The sequence below is a fragment of the Diaphorobacter oryzae DSM 22780 genome (assembly GCF_059568935.1).
The window spans coordinates 97,143-119,739 of the sequence record NZ_JCANUL010000002.1 but is presented as its reverse complement, the minus strand read 5'-3'; the positions used below and the strand labels follow the sequence as shown (position 1 = coordinate 119,739).

Here is a 22,597-nt window from a genome sequence, read left to right as displayed (position 1 = left end):
CTCATCTGGCCCGGAACCCACCCCTGCCGTCCGGGCTAAGCACAAGGAATTTCTATGGCATCCGTGAACAAAGTCATCATCGTCGGCAACCTCGGCCGCGACCCCGAAATGCGCACCTTCCCCAGCGGCGACCAGGTCGCCAACGTGCGCATCGCCACGACGGACCGCTGGCGCGACAAGAACACCGGCGAGAACAAGGAAGCCACCGAATGGCACAGCGTGGTCTTCAACGGCCGCCTGGCAGAAATCGTGGGCCAGTACCTGCGCAAGGGCTCGCAGGTCTATATCGAAGGCAGCCTGCGCACCCGCAAGTGGACCGACCAGAGCGGCCAGGAGCGCTACACCACCGAAATCCGCGCCGACACCATGCAGATGCTGGGCAGCCGCCAGGGCATGGGCGGCGGCCAGGGCGGTGGTGGCGGCGGCTATGACGACGGCGGCTTCGGCGACAGCAGCGGCGGCTACGAGGCCCCGCGCCGCGCCGCGCCCGCCCCACGCGCCGCCGCACCCGCGCCCGTGCCTCGCCCGGCCCCCGCGCCGGTGGCCCAGCCGCCGCGCGCGGCGTCGGGCTTTGACGACATGGACGACGACATCCCGTTCTAAAGCACGCTTCATCGCTTATTTCAATCGACCTCCTCGGTTGTATTGAAATAACATAACCGGTTCGGCACGCCGCGGCACCGCATGCACAGGCGCGCCATGTCCAGCCCAGGCGGCAGGTGGCCGCCTGATCCATAGCCCACCAGGCCGACTCCATGCGCTTTCCCTCCCTCGCCCGTCCCAGTTCCCTGCTTTCCCTGTGCCTGGCCGCGCTGCTCGCGGGCTGCGGCGGCGGCTCCGGCGGGGACGATGTGGGCCCACCGCCCGGCACGCAGCAGTACCCCGGCGGCGTCTGGGAGGGCACGGTGGGCACGGGCGCCGCGCAGCGCACGATGGTGGGCTTCATCGACGGCGGCGCCGACGGCAAGGGCGGCGAGTTCTACCTGGCGCGCGGCGCGACGGGCGCGGCCGGCTACGACAGCCTCTACGGCCTGCTGCGCACCAATGTGACGGCGGTGCAGGCCACCGGCGTCACGTACTTCTCGGTGCAGGACGGCAAGTTCGCCTCGGGCCTCACGCTGCGCGGCACCGCCAGCTCCAGCCCGGCCACCGGCAAGACGGTGGCCATCAGCGGCAACTACACCAGCCCCGCCGGCACGGCCGCGGCCACCGGCACGCCGACCTCGTTCAAGCTGAACTACAGCAAGCTCAACGACTACCCCGCGCGCCCCGACCTGATGGCGGGCACGTACCGCGGCTCGGGCGTGTTCGGCGGGCAATGGGTGTTCACGGTGACCGAGCGGGGCGTGCTCTCGGGCCGCGTGGGCGGCTGCAGCGTGCAGGGCACCGCCGCTCCGCGCGCGCTGGACTCGGCGCTGTACTCGATCACCATGAACCTGATCGGCGACGAGAGTTCGTGCGGCGCGCGCGCCGGCTCCCAGCAAACGGGCGTGGCCGTGCTGCGCTTCGACTCCAACAACGTGCCCAACGGCATCTGGGTGTTCACGCGCAATGCCACGGGCACGGACAACACCTTCGTGCTCAACGGCCTGGCCGACCCGCGCCAGACGACCACGCCCACGCCCACGCCGCTGTCGGCCGCCGGCAACTGGCAGGGCACGCTGACGCTGCCCGCCGGCGTGAATGGCGACCTGTCGGTCTGGGGCACGGTGCTGCCCGATGGCGGGCTGTTCTTCTATACCAACAGCAGCTTCAACCACAACGCGCTGTACGGACGCCTGATCCGCTACCAGAACGACCAGACGACCAACCGCTTCGTGACGGCCAACGACGGCGTGTTCTTCGACCGCCTGGCCGACGGCACGGGCAGCTACCAGGGCGGCTATGTGAGCGGCGTGCTGATCGATGCCACGCTGGAAAGCATGGGCGCCACCGGCACGGCCAACCGCCTCACGGGCACCTACAGCTACCCCTCGCAACCGGGCGGCTACCCCACCCGGTTCACGATGCAGCCCGACACCCTGTACGCCCTGCCCCCGAACCGCCAGGCCAACGTGAACCTGATCGTGGGCAGCTACCGCATGCCGGGCGTGGGCTTCGGCGGCCACACGGTGGACCTCCAGGTGGCGGTGGATGGCGCGATCACCGGCGAGACCAGCAACGGCTGCCTGATCGTCGGCAAGCTGCTGGGCGACCTGGGCAGCGGCCAGAACCTGTACCGCGTGGAGGCCTTCGGTTACCTGGACGGCCCCATGGTGCCCTCCAACACCATCGGCTGCGAGCTGTCCACCGGCCCCTCGCAGTCGGGCTCCGCCTCGGCGATGTTCGACGTGCACGGCAACGTGACCGGCCTGCGCATCCTGACGGCCGGCCTGCTCAGCTCGGGGAAGCGCGCCCACACGGTGATCGTGGGCGACAAGCGCTGAAGCGGTCCGGGGGCGGTACCGTCACCGCCCTTTGATGCATCCAATCGGCATGCAGCGCTTGATGGATAAGCGCAAACAGCTCTGCTTTTTATAGCAAAACCAGGCGCCCAAAAAAATCCCCCGCAGGCGGGGGATTTTTCTTTACCGGGGTGCCCGTCAGAACGCGTACGGCGACTTCAGCGGATTCACCGGCAGCGCCTGGCGCCCCGTGTAGGGCTGCAGCGCGTAGCGCACGTACAGCCCGCCCGTGAACTGGCGGTAGTTGCGCGCATTGTCCAGCGACAGGTGGCTGCCCAGGAACAGCTGCGGGTGCAGCTGGTATTCCATGGCCACGCCCAGGTTGTAGCCCAGGCCGGTCTTGCTCTGGCCCGGGTAGACGGCGGTGGTGTTGCCGCCCACCTCGCCGAAGGCCTCGGCGTCGCTCGCGGCCTGCGCGGCCGCGCTCTGGCGCGAACGGCTGGTGGGGAAGTACGGCGCCGCGTCTTCCTTGAAGTACTGCACGCCCAGGGCGCCCTTGATCTGGTAGCTCAGGCGGCCGCTGCGCTGCGCCCAGTCGAAGGGCACGCTCATGGCCAGGAACTGCTGCGGGCTGAAGTAGCCGCCATGGCCGTAGGTGAAGTAGCGCAGGTTCTTGTCGTAGCTCAGGCCCGTGAAGTTCAGGCCCGCGGTGAAGGCGGCGTCGGTGGAGCGGTGGATGCGCCAGTACATGCCGCCGCCCAGCTCGGCGCGGTGGTTGGAGCGGACGTTGTGGCCCTGCAGGCTGTGCAGGGCGCCGATGGCGTAGGCGCCGAAGCTGCCGTCGTCCCATGTCAGGTCCAGGCGCCCGCCGTTGGCGGACACCGCGCCCCAGCGCTCGCCCGTGCGCGCATCGCGCGCGCCGGCGAAGGAGAGCACGCTGTCCGTCACCGGACGGCGCGACAGCTCGCCCGTGAGGGTGGTCTGGTCGCTCAGGCCCATGCGGTAGCGCACGCCGCCCATGATGTCGTTCTGGCGGAAGCCCAGCGGCAGGGTGCCCACGTCCACGGCCAGGTCGGCCGTCTCGTAGCCGATGCCCAGGCCCACGCCGCTGTCGTTCTGCGAGCCCGGCGAGCGCAGCGGCATGTCCAGCGCCGTGGCGGGGCCGCCGCCGAAGCGGCTCAGGGTGCCGTAGGTGGTGTCGGGCGTGCCGGAGCTGACGCCCGTCGGCGTGGCGCGCAGGGTCATCATGCCGTCGCCGGCGCCGAACTTCAGCTCCACCGGCGCCTGCATGTCGGTCAGCCGGCTCATGCCCGACTCGCCCTGGCGCGCGCGGCCGACCACGCCCACGGACAGCGTGGGCGTGCGGCCCTCCTGCAGCTCGGACAGCTCGTCGAGCGCCGAGCGCGGGCGCGCGGGCTGCGGCAGTTGTCCGGCCGGCGCGGCCATGGGGGCCGTGGCCCACAGCGACGGCGCGGGCGCCGGTGCATAGGCCGCCTGGGGCGCCACCTGGCCCATGGCGGGCTGGGGCAGGTACGCGGCGGTTGGCATGGCGGCCGGAGCCACGTAGCCGGCCGGCGCGGCGGGCGCCAGGCTGGCCGCCCCTGCCGCCGCCGGCAGCGGGGCGCGCGCCGGCGCGGCCGCCTTGCCCGAGCGGCCGGAGGCCTGCTTGGGCACGGCAGCGGATGAGGCCGGCTGCGCTGCCGGCGCCGGCGTGCCGGCGTAGTAGCTGGCCGGCGTTGCCAGGGGCGCGGCGGCGGGCGCTGCCACGGGGAAGCGCGCCCCCCCCGCCGGTTGGGGAATGTAGGGCTGCGGCCCCGCCGCGGCGGGCTGCGCCACGGCGTAGGCGGGGGCCGGCATGGGCGCGGCGGCCAGGGGCGCGGCCGAGGGGAAGGCGGTGCGGCCGCCCCAGTGGGCCGGCACGGTGCGGCGGAAGGGGTTGCCGCCCGGCGCCGCCGCGTTCCAGGCCGAGGCCCCCTGCCCCGCGGCCCCGAGCAGGACGGCGCGCTGGCGGTTTTCCGCCTCGATGGCGGCCGCGAAGTACTGCCCCGCCTTGGTGGCCTGGCCCTTGGCCCGGTACAGGCGGCCGGCGGCCGTCAGCACCTCGGGGTCGTTGGGTGCCAGCTGCAGCGCGACCTGGATGGCGGACTCCGCATAGGCGAAGTCCTTGGTGGCCGTGGCGGCCGTGGCGGCCGGCAGCAGCAGCTTGAGGTTGCGCGGGTCCTTCTCCAGCAGCCGGTGGTACAGCTGCATGGCCTGCGTGTGGTCACCATGGTCGGCGTACATGCGGGCCAGCGTGCCGACCACCTCGGGATCGTTGGGACGCTCGGCCAGCAGCGGGGCCAGGGTGTCGTAGGCCGAGGCCAGGTCGCCGCCGCTGCGCAGCGCATCGGCCTGGCGCAGGATGTAGCCCACGCGGATGTCCTCGTAGCCGCGCCGCTCCTGGGCCGACATGGGCGTGGACTGCAGCTGCCGCAGGATGCCGGCCAGCTCCACGTCCTGGTGCGTCTTGAGCAACGCCGCGGCGTACTGCAGGCGCAGGCCGGTGTCGGGGCGCGGCGTGCGCGCCAGCATCTCGCGCACCATGGCCAGCGCGCGGTTCGGGTCGCCCGCGTCGGCGTAGGCCAGGGCCACGGCGCCCAGCAGCTCGGGGTCCTGCAGCACGAAGGGCTCGGCCTGGGCCAGCAGGGCCTGGGCCTGCTGCACGCGGCCCTCGCGGCCCAGGGCGGCGGCGGCGTCCGCCTGCACATGCACCCAGACGCGCTTTTGCAGCGCGGCGATGTCGCGCGTGCGGTTCTTCTCGGGGATGCGCTCCAGCGTGGCCAGCGCGCCGGCCCAGTCGCGCGCCTCGGACGCCAGCAGGGCGCTGGCGTACAGCGCCTCGGGCATGTGGGGGTTGGACACCAGCAGCCCGTCCATCACGCCGCGCGCCTCGTTCATCGCGCCCATCTTCAGGTACAGCCGCGCCAGGTCCAGCCGCACCCAGGGGTTGCCGGGGTCGTTGAGCAGCGCGTCCTCGAGGGCGATGCGCGCCGCGTTGTCGTCCCCCCGCTCGGCGGCGGCGCGGGCCTGGCCCAGGGCCTGCGTGGCGCGCAGGCGGCCCAGGGCGCCCACCTTTTCCTGCTGGCTGGGCGTGAGGCGCTCGACCAGCTGCAGCGCCTCGGCGGCCTTGCCGGTCTGCGACAGCACGCCCACCAAGCCGCGCAGGGCGTCGGGGTTGTCGGCCTGGCGCGCCAGCACGCGGCGGTAGGCGGCCTCGGCGGCTTCGAGCTGGCCCAGCTCGGCCAGCACGTCGGCCAGGTCGTTCTGGGCGGTGATCTCCTTGGGGTCCAGGCGCACGGCCTGTTCCAGCAGCTGGCGCGCGCTGTCGCGCTCGCCGGCGTCCCGCGCGGTGCGGGCCTGTTCGATCAGCGTCCAGTAGGTGGCGCTGTTGAGGGCCGACTTCCAGCGCGCGGGCGAGCCCTGGCGGACGGCCCGCTCCAGGTAGCTGCGCGCCTGGGTGAACTCCTCCTGGCGCAGGCGCAGCACGCCCATGCCGCCCAGCGCGTCGCCGTCGTTGGGGCGGACCTCCAGCACACTGCGGAAATCGGCCTCGGCGGCCTCGAGGTCGCCGTCCTCCAGCGCCTTGAAGCCCTCGGTGCTGCGCTGGCGCAGCGGGTCGCGCGTGGCCACGGCCTCGCTGCGCGCGGTGCGCTGGCGCGCCTCGATCTCGCGCAGCCGCGCGGCCACGGCCTCGTCGCCGGGGTGGGCGCGCAGGAAGACCTGGTACAGCGGGATGTCGGCCGTGCGGCTGCCCGTCCAGGCCAGGGCCTTGCGCCAGTTGTCGGTGGCGGCCTTGCCCACTTCGGGGTGGTTGGACAGGCGCGCGAGCTGCGCGATGCCCTCGCGCCGCGTGGACTCGCGGTAGGTGAGGTGCTGGGCCAGGGCCAGCGAGATCTTGGCGTCATCGGGCGATTCGCGCGCCAGGCGCTCCAGCCCGCGCCGCGCCTCGTCCCACCCGCCGGAGGTGCCGCCCAGCGTCTGGTAATACTCCAGCGCCAGCGGCCCCGTGGGCGCCTGCTTGCCCAGCGCCGCCTGGTAGCTGCTCATGGCCTGTTCGGCCTGGCCGGTTCGCGCGAGGTCGCGCGCCTGCTGCACCTGCGCGCTGTTGCGCTGGACGGCGATTTCCTGCTGCAGCCGCTCCACGAGGCGGTGGCCTGGATGGGCGCGGCGCAGCTGCTCCAGGTAGCGCTGGGCCTCGTCCGCGCGCTGCTCCTGCAGTTGCGCGCGGGCCATGCCGTACAGGGCGTCGGGCTGGTTCGGGTCCACGCGCAGCAGCTTTTGCCAGCTGTCCATGGCGCGCTGGGCGTCGCCGCGCGACTGCCAGTACTGGCCTTGCTCGATCAGCGTCTTGGTGCCCGCATCCTGCGCCTGGGCCATCGGGCCGCCCAGCGAGGCGATCAGCCCCAGGATCAGGGTGTGGTGGTGGCGCTTTTGTGCGGACATGCCTTTTCCCAGCGTAATTGCAGCCTGCCCGAGGGCAGGAATTGATAGCGTTGTTCCATCCAGCCCGTGCCGAAGAGGCCGAGGACCTGGTCGTAATAAGGGGGCTGGCCACCGGGTGGCGCCTCCAGCAGCTGCGTGCGCACGCGCTCTTGCTGTCCCTTCAGCGCGGCCTTGGCGCCCAGGGTCTGCAGGTAGGGCAGCAGCGCCGCCGAGAAGCCCACGGGCCCCTGGCCGTCGGCCTGGCCGCTGGCGGTCAGCACCTTTTCGGGGGGCACGGCGGCCGTGCGCAGCGCGTCGGCCATGCCGCCGAGCCGGCGGCGCAGCACCGGCGCCAGCGGGTCCGAGCGCGGCGTCATGCCGGCCCAGAGGTAGGTGCGGATGGCGTCGTAGCTGCCGGTGTCGCCCTTGTCCGGGTCGCGCACGAAGGCCCCGCGCGTGGCGCCCTCCGGCACCTGGTAGGCGACCCAGTCGGCGGCGAAGCCCTTGGGCGTGGTGCCCTCCAGCACGCGCTGGAAGCTGGCGCCGACGGCCTTCCAGGGGCCCTGGGGGTCGAGCCGCTCGAATGCGCGCAGCAGCGGCACGGGCAGGTAGCTGGAGTTGAGCCGCCACAGGCGGCCCTCGCTGCCGCGCACCGCGAAGCCCTTGGACGCGGGCAGCAGCGTGGGGCCGAGGCCCGGCAGGTCGGCCACCTCCTCCACCGCGACCTGGGCGAGCAGCGTGCGTGCCTGCGCCGTGTAGCGCGGCTCGCGCCAGACGCGGCCGGCCTCGGCCAGGGCGTAGGCGAACCAGAGGTTGGCGTCGGACGCGGGATTGGCGTCGATCACGCCCCAGGTGCCGTCGGCCTGCCGCCCCCATTGCCAGGCCGGCAGGCGCGCGCCGATGTCGCCGCCCGCGAGGTTGGCGATGCTCCACGCCCAGAGCTGGTCGAAGCGCGCGCGGTCGCGCGCCACCAGGGCGAAGAACATGGCGTAGGACTGCCCCTCGGACGTGGAGTGCTGCTGCGCGGTGGCGTAGTCGATGACCCGCCCGTCGGCCTGCACGAAGCGCTGCACGAACTGGTCCCACAGCGGCCAGGCGGCGGCCGGGCAGGACTCCTGGGCCATGGCCGCGGGCAGCAGCGCGCACCACAGGCCCAGCGCGCGCAGCGCATGGCGCGGCGCGCGGGGTCGTGTCGTGTCGGGGCTGCGGGCGGTGGATGGCATGGGCGGTTGCATCAAATTCAGGAGCTGTTTGCGCTTGTCATACCTGGATCTCAGCATCGAATCACCTTGAAATCCTTGAAGTACAAGCGTGAACAGCTCCTAAAGTTGCATTGTCTCAGCCCTTCGCCTGGAGCCGTGCGCGGGCGCGGGCGCGCAGCACGATGTACAGCATGAAGGCGATGAGGGCCGCCGCCGCCACGCCCAGCACGATCAGGGCCAGCGGGTGGCGCGACAGCCACCACCGCACGCGCGTGACCGGGTCCAGCTGCCCGACGTGGTAGGTCTGCTCGGCCACCAGGCTGCTCACCTGCTTGCCGCGCACGACCGCCGCGCTGCCCTGGATGTGCTTGAGCAGGTCGGGGTTGAGCAGCGCCGCGATGGCCTGCTGCAGGCCCGAGGCCTGGTTGCTGGCCAGCAGCACCACGCTGCGCCCGCTTTGCAGGGGCGACTCGAAGCCCGCGATCACCGCGTCGGTGCTGGCGCTGGTGAACACGATCTCGTTGCGGCCCGGCTTGACGCGGTCGCGCTGGTCCGGGTCCCACCAGTTGAGCAGGCGCGAGGCGTAGTCCGACAGGCGAAAGCCCTTGGTGTTCGCCTTCAGGCTGAACGGCAGGTGCTCGGCCCACTGTTCCAGCAGCGGCGCGTTGGCGCCGCTGGCGATGACCAGCAGGTCCTTGCCCGCCAGCGCCTCCATCTGCCCTTCGCCGAGCGCCACGGTGACGGCATGCGCGGGATAGCCGGTCACGTTGCCCATCAGGCCCATGAGCGACAGGTAGGCGCTGTAGTCGCCCTGCTCGGGCCGGGCCGGCAGCACCACGGCCGACTCCGACAGGTCCGCCAGGCGGCTGAACGGGAAGCCGCTGTTGCCGAAGGCCGCCAGGTCGGGCATGGCCAGGAAGTGCGAGAAGCCCGTGATGTCGATGGTGGAGTCGGGCTCCACGGTGCCGCGCACGTTGTCCAGCAGCACGTCCTTGCAGGCGCCTTCCTTCTTGATCTCGTGGAAGTAGTGGAACTGCAGCTGGCTGCGCGCGGGCAGCTTGAACAGCGGCACGCTGAAGAAGTCCTCCGCCGGCAGCAGGTCGCCCGTGGGCATGACCTTGTTCAGCCAGCGGTCCAACCGGCTGGGCGCTTCATGGTTGGCCGCACGCAGCGGCAGCGCGCGCAGGAACTGCGCGTTGGCGTTGATGTTCAGCGTGGACTTGGTGGTCTCGTTCGGCGCCGTGTACCGGTACTTGAGGTGCACGGGAATGTCCTGCTGGCGCCACGCGAACAGGTCGGGCGGCACCTGGAAGTTCACGCGGATGAGGTCCGGCGAGTAGCCGGACACGCTCAGCATGTCGGCCTGCGCCAGCTCGCCGAACTTGACCGGGCGGTCGCTCGCCAGCCAGTTGGGCGCATCGTAGGGCTTGCGCGCCGCGATCTGCTTGAACTCCGACACCACGGCCGTCGCGCCCGAGAGCGCCGGGGCGCCCACGGCCAGGGCCGTGGCGGCGCGCTTGAGCTCCTGCGCGTCGCGGCCGCTGATGACGAGCAGCTTGGCGGCGGGGTCGGTCGGATGGTTGGCCATGGTGACCGTGGGGCCGCCCGCGGCGGGCAGGCTCACGCCCGGCACGCCCTCCGCGCCCAGCGCCAGCACCACGGCATGGCCCTTGGGCGGAATCTGCCCCACGGAGGCGGGGAAGGACGCGCCGCGAAAGCCCGCCAGCGCACCGAACCACGACGAGATGGTGCCCGCGGCCTCCAGCTGCGCCGCATCGGGGGCGCGCGTGAACACGATGGGCAGGTGAAGCGGGCGCGCGTCGCGCCGGTCGAAGAAGGGTTCGGGCAGGAAGGCCAGGTCGTTGGCCAGCGTCAGCGGGCTGACCGACAGCTCCAGCATGCTGTCGTTGCCCACGTTGGCCCACAGGCTGGTATGCGCGGGGTCCTCGCACTCCATCGTGTAGTGGCCGATCAGCTCGACGTTCAGGCGGTTGAACTCGCCGATCAGGCGCGTGGGGATGTCGATCACCTTCTGCAGGCTCTGCCCGCCCTGCGCGTTGGGCACGGGAATGGTGGCGACGACCTGCTCGTTGACCAGCACGCGCAGGTGCGAGATGTCGGCCAGCAGCGCGGGCGAATACGCATAGTTCAGGTGCAGGCGCGCGCGCGTGACCACCTCGTCGCCGCGCACCCCGAACTGCACGCCGCTGGAGCCCTGCACGCCGCGCAGCTGCAGCGGGAACACGGCACCCAGCTGGCGGAACGTCACCTGGTGGTTGCGCCCCGCGGCGAGCGGCGTCTCGGGCTGCGCCGAGGCGGCGGGCGCGGGCTGGGCCAGCGCGCCGCCGGGACCCGACCAGGGTGCCGACAGCAGGGCGATGGCGGCGAGGACGGGCGCCATGCGCCTGGGGATACGGATGGTCTCGGTCATGGCTTGTCTTCGATGTGCATTACTTGGACACCACTTCGCGCCGGCCGCGCAGGATGTTCAGCGTGTTGGCGGCGACCTGGCCCAGGCCGCGCACGCCGATCACCATCACGCTCTTGAGCGAGGTGAGCGGCTTGTCGTGCTGGCGGTTGCCCCAGAAGTCGATCCAGGCGTCGGCGCGCGCGAAGGTCAGGCGCGCGATGTCGGCCTGCTGCTGCAGGCTCAGCCCGTCAAAGCGCAGGCCCAGACGGCCGCCGCCGCTGAAGGTGACCTCGGCGGGGAAGGTGCCCTCCTCGTCGGAGCGGAACAGCGAGACATGCACCTGGCTGCCCGCCTCCAGCCGGAGGTCGGGCGGCACGCGCAGGCCCACGCCGCTTTGCGAGAAGTCGTCGGTCTCGCACATCAGGGTCTTGCCGTCGGCAAAGCGCAGCGCGGCCGGCAGCACGGCCGTCACGCGCGGCGTGCTGCGCACCTGGCGCGTCTCGCTGGCCACGGCCAGGCTGGCGCTGGTGAGGATGATGTTGTAGGCCGTCCAGACCATGTTGATGACCAGCGTGGTGAACACCTCGGACGAGGGCCCCACGGCCACCATGCGCCAGATGCCCACGGCGAAGCCCAGCAGGTTGAGCACCAGCAGGATCAGGTAGGGCCGGGCGATGGACCAGTCGAAGTAGGCCTGCTCGATCACCCCGCCCTTGGCCGTGACGTTGAACTTGCCCAGCTTGGGATTCACGAAGGCCACGAGCACCGGGCGCATGATGTACCAGGCCAGCACCGACTCGTAGACCTCGTTCCAGAACGAGTAGCGAAAGCGCCCCTGGATGCGCGAGTTGGTGATGCTGGCGTGCATCAGGTGGGGCAGCGCGTAGGCCGTGATCATGGCCGCCGTGGCCTGGAACACATGGGCGCTGAAGAACAGGTAGGCCAGCGGCGCCGTGAGGAACACCAGCCGCGGCAGCCCGTAGAAGAAGTGCAGCATGGCGTTGAAGTAGCACAGGCGCTGGCCCAGCTGCAGGCCCGGCCCGAACAGCGGGTTGTCCACGCGGCAGATCTGCGCCATGCCGCGCGCCCAGCGGATGCGCTGGCCCACGTGGGCCGAGAGGCTTTCCGTCGCCAGTCCCGCGGCCTGGGGCAGTTCGAGGTAGGCCGTGTTGTAGCCCTTGCGGCTGAGCTTGAGCGCGGTGTGCGCGTCTTCGGTCACGGTTTCCACGGCCACGCCACCCACTTCGAGCAGCGGCGCGCGCTTGATGACGGCGCACGAGCCGCAGAAGAACGCGGCGTTCCACAGGTCGTTGCCGTCCTGCACGATGCCGTAGAACAGCTCGCCCTCGTTGGGCATGGAGTGGAAGGTGTTCAGGTTCTTCTCGAAGGGGTCGGGCGAGAAGAAGTGGTGGGGCGTCTGCAGCATCGCCAGCTTGGGGTCGCGGACGAACCAGCCCATGCAGACCTGCAGGAAGGAGCGCGTGGGAATGTGGTCGCAGTCGAAGATGGCCACATATTCCGAGTTCGTCACGGCCAGGGCCTGGTTGATGTTGCCGGCCTTGGCGTGGGCGTTGTTGTCGCGCGTGAGGTAGCCCACGCCCAGCTCGGCGCAGAAGTCGCGGAATTCGTCGCGGCGGCCGTCGTCGAGCACGTACACATGCAGCCGGTCGGCGGGCCAGTCCATCTGCATGGCGGAGAACACGGTCTGCTTCACCACCTCCAGCGGTTCGTTGTAGGTGGGCACGAACACGTCGACGGCGGGCCAGGTGGCCACGTCTTGCGGCATGGGCACGGGCCGCCGCTGCAGCGGCCAGGCCGTCTGGAAGTAGCCGATCAGCAGCACCAGGAAGGCGTACAGCTCGGCCAGCAGCAGGCCGAAGCCGAAGCAGGCATCCAGCAGGTTGGTGAAGCCGACGGTGTCGGTCATGCGCCAGTACATGTAGCGCGTGGACGCGGTGATCGACAGCACGATCATGGCCAGCGTGCTCAGGCGCCCCGGCGTGCGGTTGAGCAACAGCGCCACCATGAAGCTGCCGGCGGAGAAGAACAGCTGCCCCGTCAGGTCGAGCGGCACGCTCACCACGATGGCGAACAGCAGCGCCGCCAGCAGCGCGGCCGCCAGCCGGGCCAGGGGGTGATTCCACAGCGGCTGGTCGGCGATGCGGTGCACGCGCATGCGCCAGCGCGCCTCGAAGCTGCGCGGGTCGCGGTCGGCGATACCGTCGGCGACGGTCTTGTGGTCGGTCGCCATGGCTAGGCCTCCGCGCGCGCCACGGGCACGGGTCCGGCCTGCATGCGCGCGGCCACCGAGGCCGCGCAGGCCAGGATGTCGTGGCTGGCCTGGCTGTGCACGCCATAGTCGAGCACGCTCATGCCCAGGGCCAGGGCCTCGGGCACGGCCTCGTCGGCGTGGATGGCGCCCACGAAGCGCGGCCCCACGGCCTCGCGCAGCACGCGCAGGATGTCCTGGGAGAGCTGGCGCGCGGAGTTCACCTGGTTCAGCAGGTAAAGCTGGTCCACGAAGTCATCGCGCGGCGTGCAGTAGGCCTGCACCAGCCGCTGCATGAGCGGCAGCGTGGCGTAGGAGGCGGCGTCCGCCAGCATCACCACCATCACCCAGTGGGCGATGCTGAGCGCCTGGCGGCCATACGCCGAAGGGCCGGGCGGCGTGTCCAGCAGCACCAGGGAGTCCGGCGGCAGCTGCAGCCCCTGCAGGTGGTCGATCAGCCAGCGGGGCCGGCTGCTGATCTGCGCTTCCAGCGCCACGCGGTCTTCCTCGGTCACCGCGCCGAAGGGCAGCACGTACAGGCCCGGCTGGCGCTCGAAACAGGAGTCGCGCCAGTCCTGGCCGGCCAGGCTGGCGCGCGACAAGCCGCGCAGCTCCTGCGGGCCCAGCCCCAGGTGCAGGGCCAGGGCATTCTGGGGGTCCAGATCGACGGCGAGGACGGTGCAGCCCGTCTGCCGTGCCAGGGCCACGGCCAGGTTCTCGGTCACCGTGGTCTTGCCGACGCCGCCCTTGGCCGATGCAATGGTCAGGATCTTCATGCGCGGTTTCTCGAGCCCAGCAGCCGGGCAAAGACCTGCTGCAGACCCGCCGGCTGCGCGGCAGGCTCGGGTGGGGCGGGCGGCCGCGCGAGGCGCGACAACGGCGATGGGCTCTGCAGGGTGGCGCCCCCCTGGGTGGGCGCAGCGGCAGGGGGCGGCGCGGGAGCCGCCGCCACCGGGGCCGCAGGAGCAGGGGCCGCCACAGGCGCTGCGGCGGCGGGAGGCAACGCCGCACGGCCCCACAACAGGGAAGGAGACGCGGAAGCGCCGCTCACGGCAGGCTTCACCGCTGGCGCCGCATCGGGCAAAGGCCCGGTGGGCTCCACGGGCCCGCCCGGCAATTCGGTCCGTGCCGGCGGTGCGGGCGGCACCGCCCGCTGCGGCGCATGCCACGCATGGGGCGGCGCGCCCGATGCCTCGTCCTGGCGCACCGGCGGCACGCCGGCGGACAGCTCCTCCAGCGCCGAGATCAGCGGCCAGCGCTCGCGCGCCTGCTGGGCAGCGCGCGTGCGCGTGATTTCACGATAGGTCTCGGGCCGCCCGCCGAACTCTTGGTACAGATGCGCGATGTCTTCAGGTTGCTGCATGCGATGCCCTTTCTTCCCTTACACAAGGCCACGGGCCTTCAGGCCGCCACCAGCCGCAAGCGCGCCGACCCCAGGACATCCGCCGCTGCGGCAACCTCCACCCGCAGCCCGCCCCCGCCGGCGGCATCGAACCACTGCTGGTACGCCCCCTGCAGAAAGCCCGTGGCCCACGGCGCCTGCGGTTCGCCGAACGCAGCGGCCAAGGGCGAGAATCTGTGCGCGATCTCCATGCCCGACGGGCTTTGCCCCAGCTCCGCGGCGCCCCAGTCCAGCGCATCCCATACGCGGTTCATGGAGTCCTGCAGCCCCTGCACCGTGTCGCTGGCCGGCAGTGGATGCTCGGCGGCGAAGCGCATGCCGATGCGCGCCATGAGCATCGTCAACTCCTGTGGCGGCAAGGCGGAAACGAACTCCTCCCCCAGCGCGGCCAGAAAGCCGCGCCATTGGCGAGAGCACTGCAAACGATGGATATGGGCAGACTCCATGGAGCCGGGCTGTTCGCCCCCAAGGGTGGTTGAGGTGGTCATGACTGCATACGGGGCAACGACTTCCCAACGGATGGGGCGTGCCAATGGTTTCAAATGACTTTATCTGAAATATATGGAAACACGATAGTCAATTGCTATTAATCAACAGGATTGCAAGCATGATTGGAATCCGGTCATATGACAGACCCATGCCGCAGGCAAGGCGAAGCTCCATGGTCTGCGGGTCCTGCCCATGGTTCGCCAAGCGTTACAACGAGAGCACAACGCGCCACCAATCAATAAATAGCATTAATCTATTGAAGTACATGGATTGATGACAAAAATTAACATAGCTACTGCCACCAGAAATAACAACAGGCGCCCGAGGCGCCTGTTGTGGATCGAATCCGCTGGAATGGATCAGTGCACGACCATCAGCGTGAACGGCCAGACATAGGCCTGCATCGTCACATACAGGCCCACCAGGCAGGCCAGCGCGATGGAGTGGAAGAACACGTAACGCAGGATGTCGCCCTCATGGTCGAACCAGCGCGTGGCGGTGGAGGCCACGACGATGGACTGTGCGTCGATCATCTTGCCCATCACGCCGCCCGAGCTGTTGGCCGCGCCCATCAGGTTGGGCGACAGGCCCAGTTGCTCGGCCGCCACCTTCTGCATGCCGCCGAAGAGCACGTTGCTGGCCGTGTCCGAGCCCGTGAGCGCCACGCCGATCCAGCCCATGAGCGTGCCGAAGAACGGGTAGAGCACACCGGTGTTGGCAAAGGCCAGGCCCAGCGTGGTGTCGGTGCCCGAATAGCGGGTCAGCGTGCCCAGCGCCAGCATCAGCACGATGGTGAGCAGCGAGTAGCGCACCAGCCAGAAGGTGCGAAAGAACGTGGTGACGATGGCCACCGGGTTGTACTTCATGACCAGCGCGCTCACCACGGCCGAGAGCAAGATGCCCGTGCCGGTGGCCGACAGCAGGTTCAGCGTGTAGACGGCGGCCTCCTTGTGGGGCGTGGGCACCACGGGCGGCACCTTCTCGATCAGGTTGTGCAGCCCGGCCATGGGGAAGGCGGGCGCAAAGATGCCGTTGAGCCAGGCCTTGACCGAGGGCAGGCCCCAGATGAAGACGAACACCGACAGGATGATCCACGGCGTCCAGGCGGCCACCAGCGCCTGGGTGCTGTGGCGCTTGACCGGCTGCGGCGGCTTGGCCTCGGCGGCGCTGGGGTCGTGGCCGCGCAGCGAGGGCGAGGTCCACACCGTCTTGGGCTTCCACACGCGCAGGAAAGCCACCAGGCAGATCATGGAGACGATGGCGGCGATGATGTCCACCAGCTCCGGCCCGATGAAGTTGGACACCAGGTACTGCGGAATGGCGAACGACAGCCCCGTCACCAGGATGGCAGGCCAGATCTCCCACATGCCCTTGCGCCCGGCGAAGGCCCAGATGAGCCAGAACGGCACCAGCAGCGAGAAGAAGGGCAGCTGGCGGCCGATCATGGCCGTGACTTCCATCAGGTCGTAGCCGTGCACCTTGGCCAGCGTGATCACCGGCGTGCCCAGGGCGCCGAAGGCCACGGGCGCCGTATTGGCGATCAGCGACAGGCCCGAGGCCGCCAGCGGCGAGAAGCCCAGGCCGATCAGGATGGCCGCCGTCACCGCCACCGGCGTGCCGAAGCCCGCCGCGCCCTCGAAGAAGGCGCCGAAGCAGAAGGCGATCAAGAGCAGCTGGATGCGGCGGTCCTCCGTGATGCCCGAGAGCGAATCCTGCAGCACGGCGAAGCTGCCGTTCTGCTCGGTGAGCTGGTGCAGGAAGATGATGTTCAGCACGATCCAGCCGATGGGCAGCAGGCCGGTGAAGCCGCCGAACACCGCCGCTCGGCCGGCCATGTCGGCCGGCATGCCATAGGCGAAGACGGCCACGATGAGCGCCGCCACCAGGCCCATGCCTGCCGCGATATGCGCCTTGATGTGAAAGAACCCCAGGGCCGCGAGCATGACCACCACCGGTATCGCGGCGAGCGCGGTGGAGATGACCATGTTCCCGAACGGGTCGTAGATTTGCTGCCAGACCATAGGTCTTGTCTCCGTGTTGTTGTCCAGATATTGGAGGGGAACGCCAGGCACATCGTTCCCCGCACGGGGCCGACAGGTGCGGCGCGGGAGAGACTGTAGAAACTTCGGCAGCCGTGCAGCGTGAAAAATGCTGCGCCGCCGCATGAATCAATTTCACAAGCCCGCCAGGGCCGCAGGGTCGACCCAGCGGCGCAGCGGGCCGCGCGGGTGCCTGGACTGACGCGGAGAAGCGGGACGGGAAGGGGTCAGCCGGCGACGGCCGCGATCACGCCGCCGCCCAGGCACACCTCGCCGTCGTAGAGCACGGCGGACTGGCCCGGCGTCACGGCCCACTGGGCCTCGGGGAACTGCAGGCTGAACGCCTCGCCCTGCGCGGCCAGCACGGTGCAGGCGGCATCCTGCTGGCGGTAGCGCGTCTTGGCCGCGCACTCGCCCGTGGCCGGTGGATGGCCGGCGACCCAGCTGGCCTGCAGCGCATCGAGCCGGTGCGACAGCAGCCAGGGATGGTCATGGCCCTGCACCACGCGCAGGGTGTTGGTGTCGAGTTCCTTGCGTGCCACGAACCACGGCGCATGGTCGCCCGCCCCGCGGGCCGCGCCCTTGTCCTTCACGCCGCCGATGCCCAGCCCCTGGCGCTGGCCCAGCGTGTAGAACGACAGGCCCACATGGCGGCCCAGCTTGCGGCCCCGCTCGTCCAGGATGGGGCCGGGTGCATGGCTGATGTAGCGGTTAAGGAAGTCGCGGAACGGCCGCTCGCCGATGAAGCAGATGCCCGTCGAATCCTTCTTCTTGGCGTTGGGCAGGCCGATCTCGGTGGCGATGCGGCGCACCTCGGTCTTGTGCAGCTCGCCCACGGGGAACAGCGTCTTGGACAGCTGCGCCTGGTTCAGGCGGTGCAGGAAGTAGCTCTGGTCCTTGGACGGGTCCAGCCCCTTGAGCAGCTCGAACAGGCCCGTGGCCGGGTTCTGGCGCACGCGCGCGTAGTGGCCGGTGGCGATCTTCTCGGCGCCCAGGCGCATGGCGTGGTCCAGGAAGGCCTTGAACTTGATCTCGGCGTTGCACAGCACGTCCGGGTTGGGCGTGCGCCCGGCCTGGTATTCGCGCAGGAACTCGGCGAACACGCGGTCCTTGTATTCGGACGCGAAGTTCACATGCTCCATCTCGATGCCGAGCACGTCGGCCACGCTGGCCGCGTCCAGGAAGTCCTGGCGGCTGGAGCAGTATTCGCTGTCGTCGTCATCTTCCCAGTTCTTCATGAAGATGCCGACCACCTCGTGGCCCTGTTGCTTGAGAAGGTGCGCCGTGACGGCGGAGTCCACGCCCCCCGACAGGCCCACCACGACCCGGTGTTTCGTCATGGGCGGAATTATCCCCGCCCGCCCCTGCCGGGCGGTGCATGGGGTCAAGCGGCCGGGCGCGGCCTCAGCGCGGCGGCTGCAGCACGCTGGCGTCGGTGTGGATCAGCGCCAGGGGCGCGCGCCGCCCGGCCAGGTAGTCCTCGATGGACTGCAGCACCAGCGGGCTGCGGTGGCGCGCGCTGCTGCTGCGCAGCTCGTCGGGCGTGAGCCACACGGCGCGCAGGATGCCGTCGTCCAGCGTGCGCCAGGCGTGGTGGGCGCCCACGGTGCCGGCGAACGCGAAGCGCAGGTAGGTGATGTCGTCGCCCGTGCGCGTGCGCGTGAAGCGGTTCAGGTACACGCCCACCAGGGCCGTGGGCTCGAAGTCGTAGGCCGTCTCCTCCAGCACCTCGCGCACGCAGGCCTGGATGGGCGACTCGCCGGGGTCCAGGTGGCCCGCGGGGTTGTTCAGCCGCAGCCCGTCGGCCGTGTCTTCCTCGACGAACAGAAAGCGGCCCTCGCGCTCGACGATGGCGGCCACGGTGACGTTGGGTTTCCAGCGGTTTGGCATGGCGGCGATTATCACCAGCGCATGTGGACAGTTCCTGACGGCTTGCGCTGGGTCAAGCTCCACCGCGCCCCGGACGCCCCGCGCTCGGGATAATGCTCTCCCCATGCTGCAGCGCATTCGCCATTGCCGACGCCTGGGCACCGCGGTCCTCGCGGTGTTCGTGCTCGCGTGGCTGACGGCGCTGTGGGCCAACGTGCAGGTGCGGCAGGCGCTGCCCGTTCTGGACCTGGCGCACCTGGACGTGTGCTTTGCCGCGCCCTCCGGCGGCCCTCCGGCCCATGCTGCATCCGGCGCGTCCGGCGCACCCGGCAACCACCACGCCGACCCCGGCTGCCTGCTGTGCATTGCCCTGGGCACGCCGCCGGCGCAGGCGCTGGCCGCCGCGCGCCCGCCCGCCCCGCTGGGCCTCCAGGCGCGCCCCGGCCGCACGCCGGCCGTACCGGCCTGGCAGGCGCGGGCGCCGCTGCCCCCGCGCGGGCCGCCTCCCGTCCACGCCTGACTGCGACCGACCCCGCCGGCCCCTGAGCGGCCCGGAGCCTTCCGTTGTTTTTTGCCTGAACGCCGCCGCGCCGCCCCGCGGCCGGGCGGCGCTCGGGCGTGGATCACCCATGACTTTTCTTCGTTTCCCTGCACCCGCGCCGCATGGCGCGCGGCCGCACCCCACCCCCTGCGCCCTGGCCTGCGCGCTGCTGCTGGCCGGCCCGGCGCTGGCCTTTGACACGGCGGACACGCCGCCCGAGCGCACCCTGCGCGGCGTGGTCGTCACGGCCGTGCACGACCATTCGCCCGTGCAGGTGGTGGCCGACCCCCGGCAGCCGCGCCAGCCCGTGCCGGCCAGCGACGCGGCCGACTACCTCAAGACCATTCCGGGCTTCTCGGCCATCCGCAGCGGCGGCTCCAACAGCGACCCGGTGTTCCGCGGCCAGTTCGGCTCGCGCCTGCCGCTGCTGACCAACGGCACGCAGTTGCTGGGCGCCTGCCCCGGGCGCATGGACGCGCCCAGCTCCTACATCTCGCCCGAGACCTACGACGCGCTCACCGTGGTCAAGGGGCCGCAGACCGTCGTCTGGGGGCCGGGTGCGTCGGCCGGCGTGGTGCGCTTCGATCGCGAGCGCCCCGACTTCGCCGAGCCCGGCGTGCGCTTTCGCGCCAGCCTGCTGGGCGCCAGCGCCGGCCGCAACGACCAGACGGCCGACCTGGAGGCCGGCAACGCGCGCATGTACCTGCGCGTGACGGCCAACCATTCCCACGGCCAGGACTACGAGGACGGCGACGGCCGGCGCGTGCCCTCGGCCTGGGACAAGTGGAACACCGACGTGGCGCTGGGCCTCACGCCCGACGCCGACACCCTGCTGGAGCTGAGCGCCGGCGCCGGCGACGGCGAGGCGCGCTACGGCGGGCGCGGCATGGACGGCACGCAGTTCCGCCGCGACAGCTGGGGCCTGCGCTTCGAGAAGCGCCACCTCGCGCCCTGGCTGACGAAGCTGGAGGCGCAGCTCTACCGCAACCGCGCCGACCATGTGATGGACAACTTCACGCTGCGCCCCTTCCAACCGGGCGGCAGCATGTCCATGCCCATGGCCAGCAACGTGCGGCGCGACACCCAGGGCACGCGCCTGGCCGCCACGCTGCAGTGGCAGCCGGACTGGCAGCTGGTGGCCGGGCTGGACGCGCAGCGCAGCCCGCACGAGAAGCGCCGGGGCTCGCCCGCGCAGCCCTATTCCGCCCAGCCCTGGCAGCGCGACGCCAAGTTCGAGAACCTGGGCGCATTCGCTGAACTGTCGTGGCAGGCCCAGGCCGACACGCGCTGGGTGGGCGGCCTGCGCCTGGACCGCGCCCAGGCCTGGCGCTATGCCGCGCCCACCGGCATGGGCGGCATGGCCCCGGCGGCCGGCGCCGACCACCGCACGCGCCCGGCCCTGCCCAGCGGCTTCGTGCGCTGGGAGCGCACGCTGGCGCCGCAGGGCGCGCTGGTCTACGCCGGGCTGGGACATGTGCAGCGCTTTCCCGACTACTGGGAGCTGATCTCCCCCGGCAACAGCGCCGCCGCCAACGGCAACGCCTTCGCCACGCTGCGCCCCGAGAAAACCACCCAGCTGGACCTGGGCGCGCAGTGGAAGGGCGCGGACTGGCAGCTGTGGACCTCGGCCTACCTGGGCCTGGTGCGCGACTACATCCTGTTCGACTACAGCGGCATGAAATCGGCGGTGCGCAACGTGGACGCGCGCACGGCCGGGCTGGAGCTGGGCGCCAGCCGGCGCCTGGGCACGGCCTGGACGGCGCAGGGCACGCTGGCCTACGGCTGGGGCCGCAACAGCAGCGAAGGCCGCCCCCTGCCCCAGATGCCGCCGCTGGAGGCGCGCCTGGGCCTGGAGTACGCGCAGGGACCCTGGAGCGCCGGCGGCCTGTGGCGGCTGGTGGCCGCGCAGCACCGCCATGCCAAGGGTCAAGGCAACGTGGTGGGCCGCGACCTGGGCGCCAGCGCCGGCTTCGGCGTGCTGTCGCTGCACGCGGGCTACCGCGTCGACCAGCGCCTGAAGCTCGCCGCCGGGGTGGACAACCTGCTGGACAAGACCTACGCCGAGCACCTGAACCTGGCGGGCAACGCCGGCTTCGGCTTCCCCGGCGGCGTGCGCATCAACGAGCCGGGCCGCGCGCTGTGGCTGCGCGCGGACCTGCAGTTCTAGGGTTCACGCAGCAAAAAAGATAGCTTGTTGCGCTTGCCGCACAAGGAATTCATGCACAAACAATGCCGAAATCCTTTGCTGGCAAGCGCAAGCAGCTATGGTTTTTAAAGCGCCTGCGCCATGTACACCGCGCCGGCGCCATAGCCTTCCAGGTGGCGCTGCTGCGCGGCGTCGCGCAGGGCGTGCGCGGCGTAGCCCCGGCGCTCCCAGTAGGCCTGCGAGCCCTGCACCGACACCAGCGCCGTGTGGCGCAGCCCCGCGGCGCGGGCGGGCGCCAGCAGCCGCTGCAGCAGGGCCTGGGCCAGGCCCTGGCCGGCGCAGTCGGGCAGCACCGCCATGTCGTGCAGGTACAGGGTGTCGGGCGCGGGCGTGGCGTCGAAGTCGCCGTGCAGCGGCGTGACCTTGCCCAGGCGCGAGTGGTAGGCCGCCAGGTAGGCCACGACCGCGCCGTCGCGCACGGCCACCTGCGAGCAGTCGGCGGGGCTCGCCAGGCGCCGCGCGAAGACCGCCGCGGCCTCGACCAGGCCATCGCCATAGCAGGCGATCTGCACCGCCTGCAGGCCCGGCAGGTCGTCGGGGGTGAGGGCGCGCACCGTCCAGGGCATGGGCGCCGGCCTCAGTGCGGCAGCTTCGGCGGCTGCACGAAGTCCTCGAGCGCCAGCCCCTTGTCCCGCAGCAGGGCTTCCAGCACGGGCGCCAGGCGCCCCAGGCTTTCCTGCACCGCCTCGCGCACGGTGTCCACCACCACCTGGGTGCTGCGCTCGATCTCGATGTTCAGGCGGCCGCCCACCTGCACGTCCTCGAAGACGGTGGCGCGGCGCGTCTCGGGAATCAGCCAGACCTCGAACCAGCCCTCCTGGCGGTTCACCTCGGCCACGGTGAGGCTGGCGCCGTGGATGGCGATGTAGCCCTTGGCGAAAACGTAGCGGCGAAACGCCTCGGGCACGGCCACGCGCCACACCAGGTTGTTGTCCAGTTCGCGCCGCTCCACCAGTTGTCCGGTGAAGTCGATGTGGCCCGACAGCGGGTGGCCGCCGATCTCGGCGCCATCCTTGGCGGCGCGCTCCACGTTCACGCGGTCACCCACGGCGTAGCTGCCCAGCGTGGTGATGTTCAGGCTTTGCAGCATCACGTCGAACGTGGCGCGTGTGGGCGAGAGGATCTCGGTCACCGTGAGGCACACGCCGTCGGTCGCCACGCTGGCACCGATGGCGAGGTCCTGGCAAAAGCCAGCGGGGAATTCGAGGGTGAAGGTGCGCAGGCCGGCGCGGTCGTCGATGGCGGCGATGCGCGCGGTGGCCTGGACGATGCCTGTGAACATGGCGCGGATTCAGTGAGCGGGAAAGCCTGGGATTGTGCCAGTC

16 protein-coding genes are annotated in these 22,597 nt (G+C 71.0%); 4 read left to right on the top strand and 12 right to left on the bottom strand.

All coding sequences use genetic code 11. The features are described from left to right. Positions 1-54 precede the first annotated feature (54 nt). On the top strand, positions 55-603 hold the full coding sequence (gene ssb, locus BP68_RS03795) for a single-stranded DNA-binding protein (RefSeq protein ID WP_496369280.1): 549 nt from the start codon (positions 55-57) through the stop codon (positions 601-603). A gap of 152 nt (positions 604-755) precedes the next feature. Continuing rightward, entirely contained in the window at positions 756-2,426 is a 1,671-nt protein-coding gene (locus BP68_RS03790) for a hypothetical protein (protein WP_496369279.1), read from the top strand. A gap of 156 nt (positions 2,427-2,582) precedes the next feature. Here the strand turns inward: BP68_RS03790 and BP68_RS03785 are convergent, their stop codons facing one another. The 10 genes from BP68_RS03785 to BP68_RS03740 form a co-directional block, all read right to left on the bottom strand. Then, positions 2,583-6,866: a cellulose biosynthesis protein BcsC gene (locus BP68_RS03785; protein ID WP_496369278.1), complete on the bottom strand. Its 4,284-nt coding sequence runs from the start codon at positions 6,864-6,866 to the stop codon at positions 2,583-2,585. After that, the gene (bcsZ, locus tag BP68_RS03780) at positions 6,833-8,068 is read right to left on the bottom strand and encodes a cellulose synthase complex periplasmic endoglucanase BcsZ (protein ID WP_496369276.1); all 1,236 of its coding nucleotides are present in this window, start codon (positions 8,066-8,068) and stop codon (positions 6,833-6,835) included. Before bcsZ ends, BP68_RS03785 begins: the two co-directional genes overlap by 34 nt. Positions 8,069-8,183: 115 nt before the next feature. Further along, the gene (gene bcsB / locus BP68_RS03775) at positions 8,184-10,478 is read right to left on the bottom strand and encodes a cellulose biosynthesis cyclic di-GMP-binding regulatory protein BcsB (RefSeq protein WP_496369274.1); all 2,295 of its coding nucleotides are present in this window, start codon (positions 10,476-10,478) and stop codon (positions 8,184-8,186) included. A 19-nt stretch (positions 10,479-10,497) separates the two neighbouring features. After that, positions 10,498-12,708, bottom strand: a complete 2,211-nt coding sequence (gene bcsA / locus BP68_RS03770) for a UDP-forming cellulose synthase catalytic subunit (protein WP_496369273.1) — start codon at positions 12,706-12,708, stop codon at positions 10,498-10,500. A gap of 2 nt (positions 12,709-12,710) precedes the next feature. Further along, positions 12,711-13,502, bottom strand: coding sequence for a cellulose biosynthesis protein BcsQ (gene bcsQ / locus BP68_RS03765; protein ID WP_496369272.1), 792 nt, complete (start codon positions 13,500-13,502; stop codon positions 12,711-12,713). Then, complete coding sequence (bcsP, locus tag BP68_RS03760; RefSeq protein ID WP_496369270.1) at positions 13,499-14,089, bottom strand: cellulose biosynthesis protein BcsP; 591 nt, start codon at positions 14,087-14,089, stop codon at positions 13,499-13,501. The genes bcsQ and bcsP overlap by 4 nt, the downstream gene beginning before the upstream one ends. Positions 14,090-14,127: 38 nt before the next feature. Continuing rightward, the gene (bcsD, locus tag BP68_RS03755; RefSeq protein ID WP_496369269.1) at positions 14,128-14,616 is read right to left on the bottom strand and encodes a cellulose biosynthesis protein BcsD; all 489 of its coding nucleotides are present in this window, start codon (positions 14,614-14,616) and stop codon (positions 14,128-14,130) included. Between the two features lie 360 nt (positions 14,617-14,976). Continuing rightward, the gene (locus BP68_RS03750; protein ID WP_496369268.1) at positions 14,977-16,638 is read right to left on the bottom strand and encodes an L-lactate permease; all 1,662 of its coding nucleotides are present in this window, start codon (positions 16,636-16,638) and stop codon (positions 14,977-14,979) included. Positions 16,639-16,883: 245 nt separating this feature from the next. After that, on the bottom strand, positions 16,884-17,996 hold the full coding sequence (gene mnmA, locus BP68_RS03745) for a tRNA 2-thiouridine(34) synthase MnmA (RefSeq protein ID WP_496369267.1): 1,113 nt from the start codon (positions 17,994-17,996) through the stop codon (positions 16,884-16,886). A 64-nt stretch (positions 17,997-18,060) separates the two neighbouring features. Then, a complete protein-coding gene (locus BP68_RS03740; RefSeq protein ID WP_496369266.1) occupies positions 18,061-18,546 on the bottom strand; it encodes an NUDIX hydrolase in 486 nt (161 codons plus the stop codon). Between the two features lie 103 nt (positions 18,547-18,649). Here BP68_RS03740 and BP68_RS03735 point away from each other — a divergent pair, with 103 nt between their 5' ends. Both BP68_RS03735 and BP68_RS03730 read left to right on the top strand, forming a co-directional pair. Then, on the top strand, positions 18,650-19,045 hold the full coding sequence (locus BP68_RS03735) for a hypothetical protein (RefSeq protein WP_496369264.1): 396 nt from the start codon (positions 18,650-18,652) through the stop codon (positions 19,043-19,045). A gap of 109 nt (positions 19,046-19,154) precedes the next feature. Then, complete coding sequence (locus BP68_RS03730; protein WP_496369263.1) at positions 19,155-21,233, top strand: TonB-dependent copper receptor; 2,079 nt, start codon at positions 19,155-19,157, stop codon at positions 21,231-21,233. Between the two features lie 104 nt (positions 21,234-21,337). Here the strand turns inward: BP68_RS03730 and BP68_RS03725 are convergent, their stop codons facing one another. Together BP68_RS03725 and BP68_RS03720 are read right to left on the bottom strand one after the other, a co-directional pair. Continuing rightward, positions 21,338-21,838, bottom strand: a complete 501-nt coding sequence (locus BP68_RS03725) for a GNAT family N-acetyltransferase (protein WP_496369262.1) — start codon at positions 21,836-21,838, stop codon at positions 21,338-21,340. A gap of 11 nt (positions 21,839-21,849) precedes the next feature. Next, entirely contained in the window at positions 21,850-22,554 is a 705-nt protein-coding gene (locus BP68_RS03720; RefSeq protein ID WP_496369260.1) for a riboflavin synthase subunit alpha, read from the bottom strand. Positions 22,555-22,597: the final 43 nt, after the last annotated feature.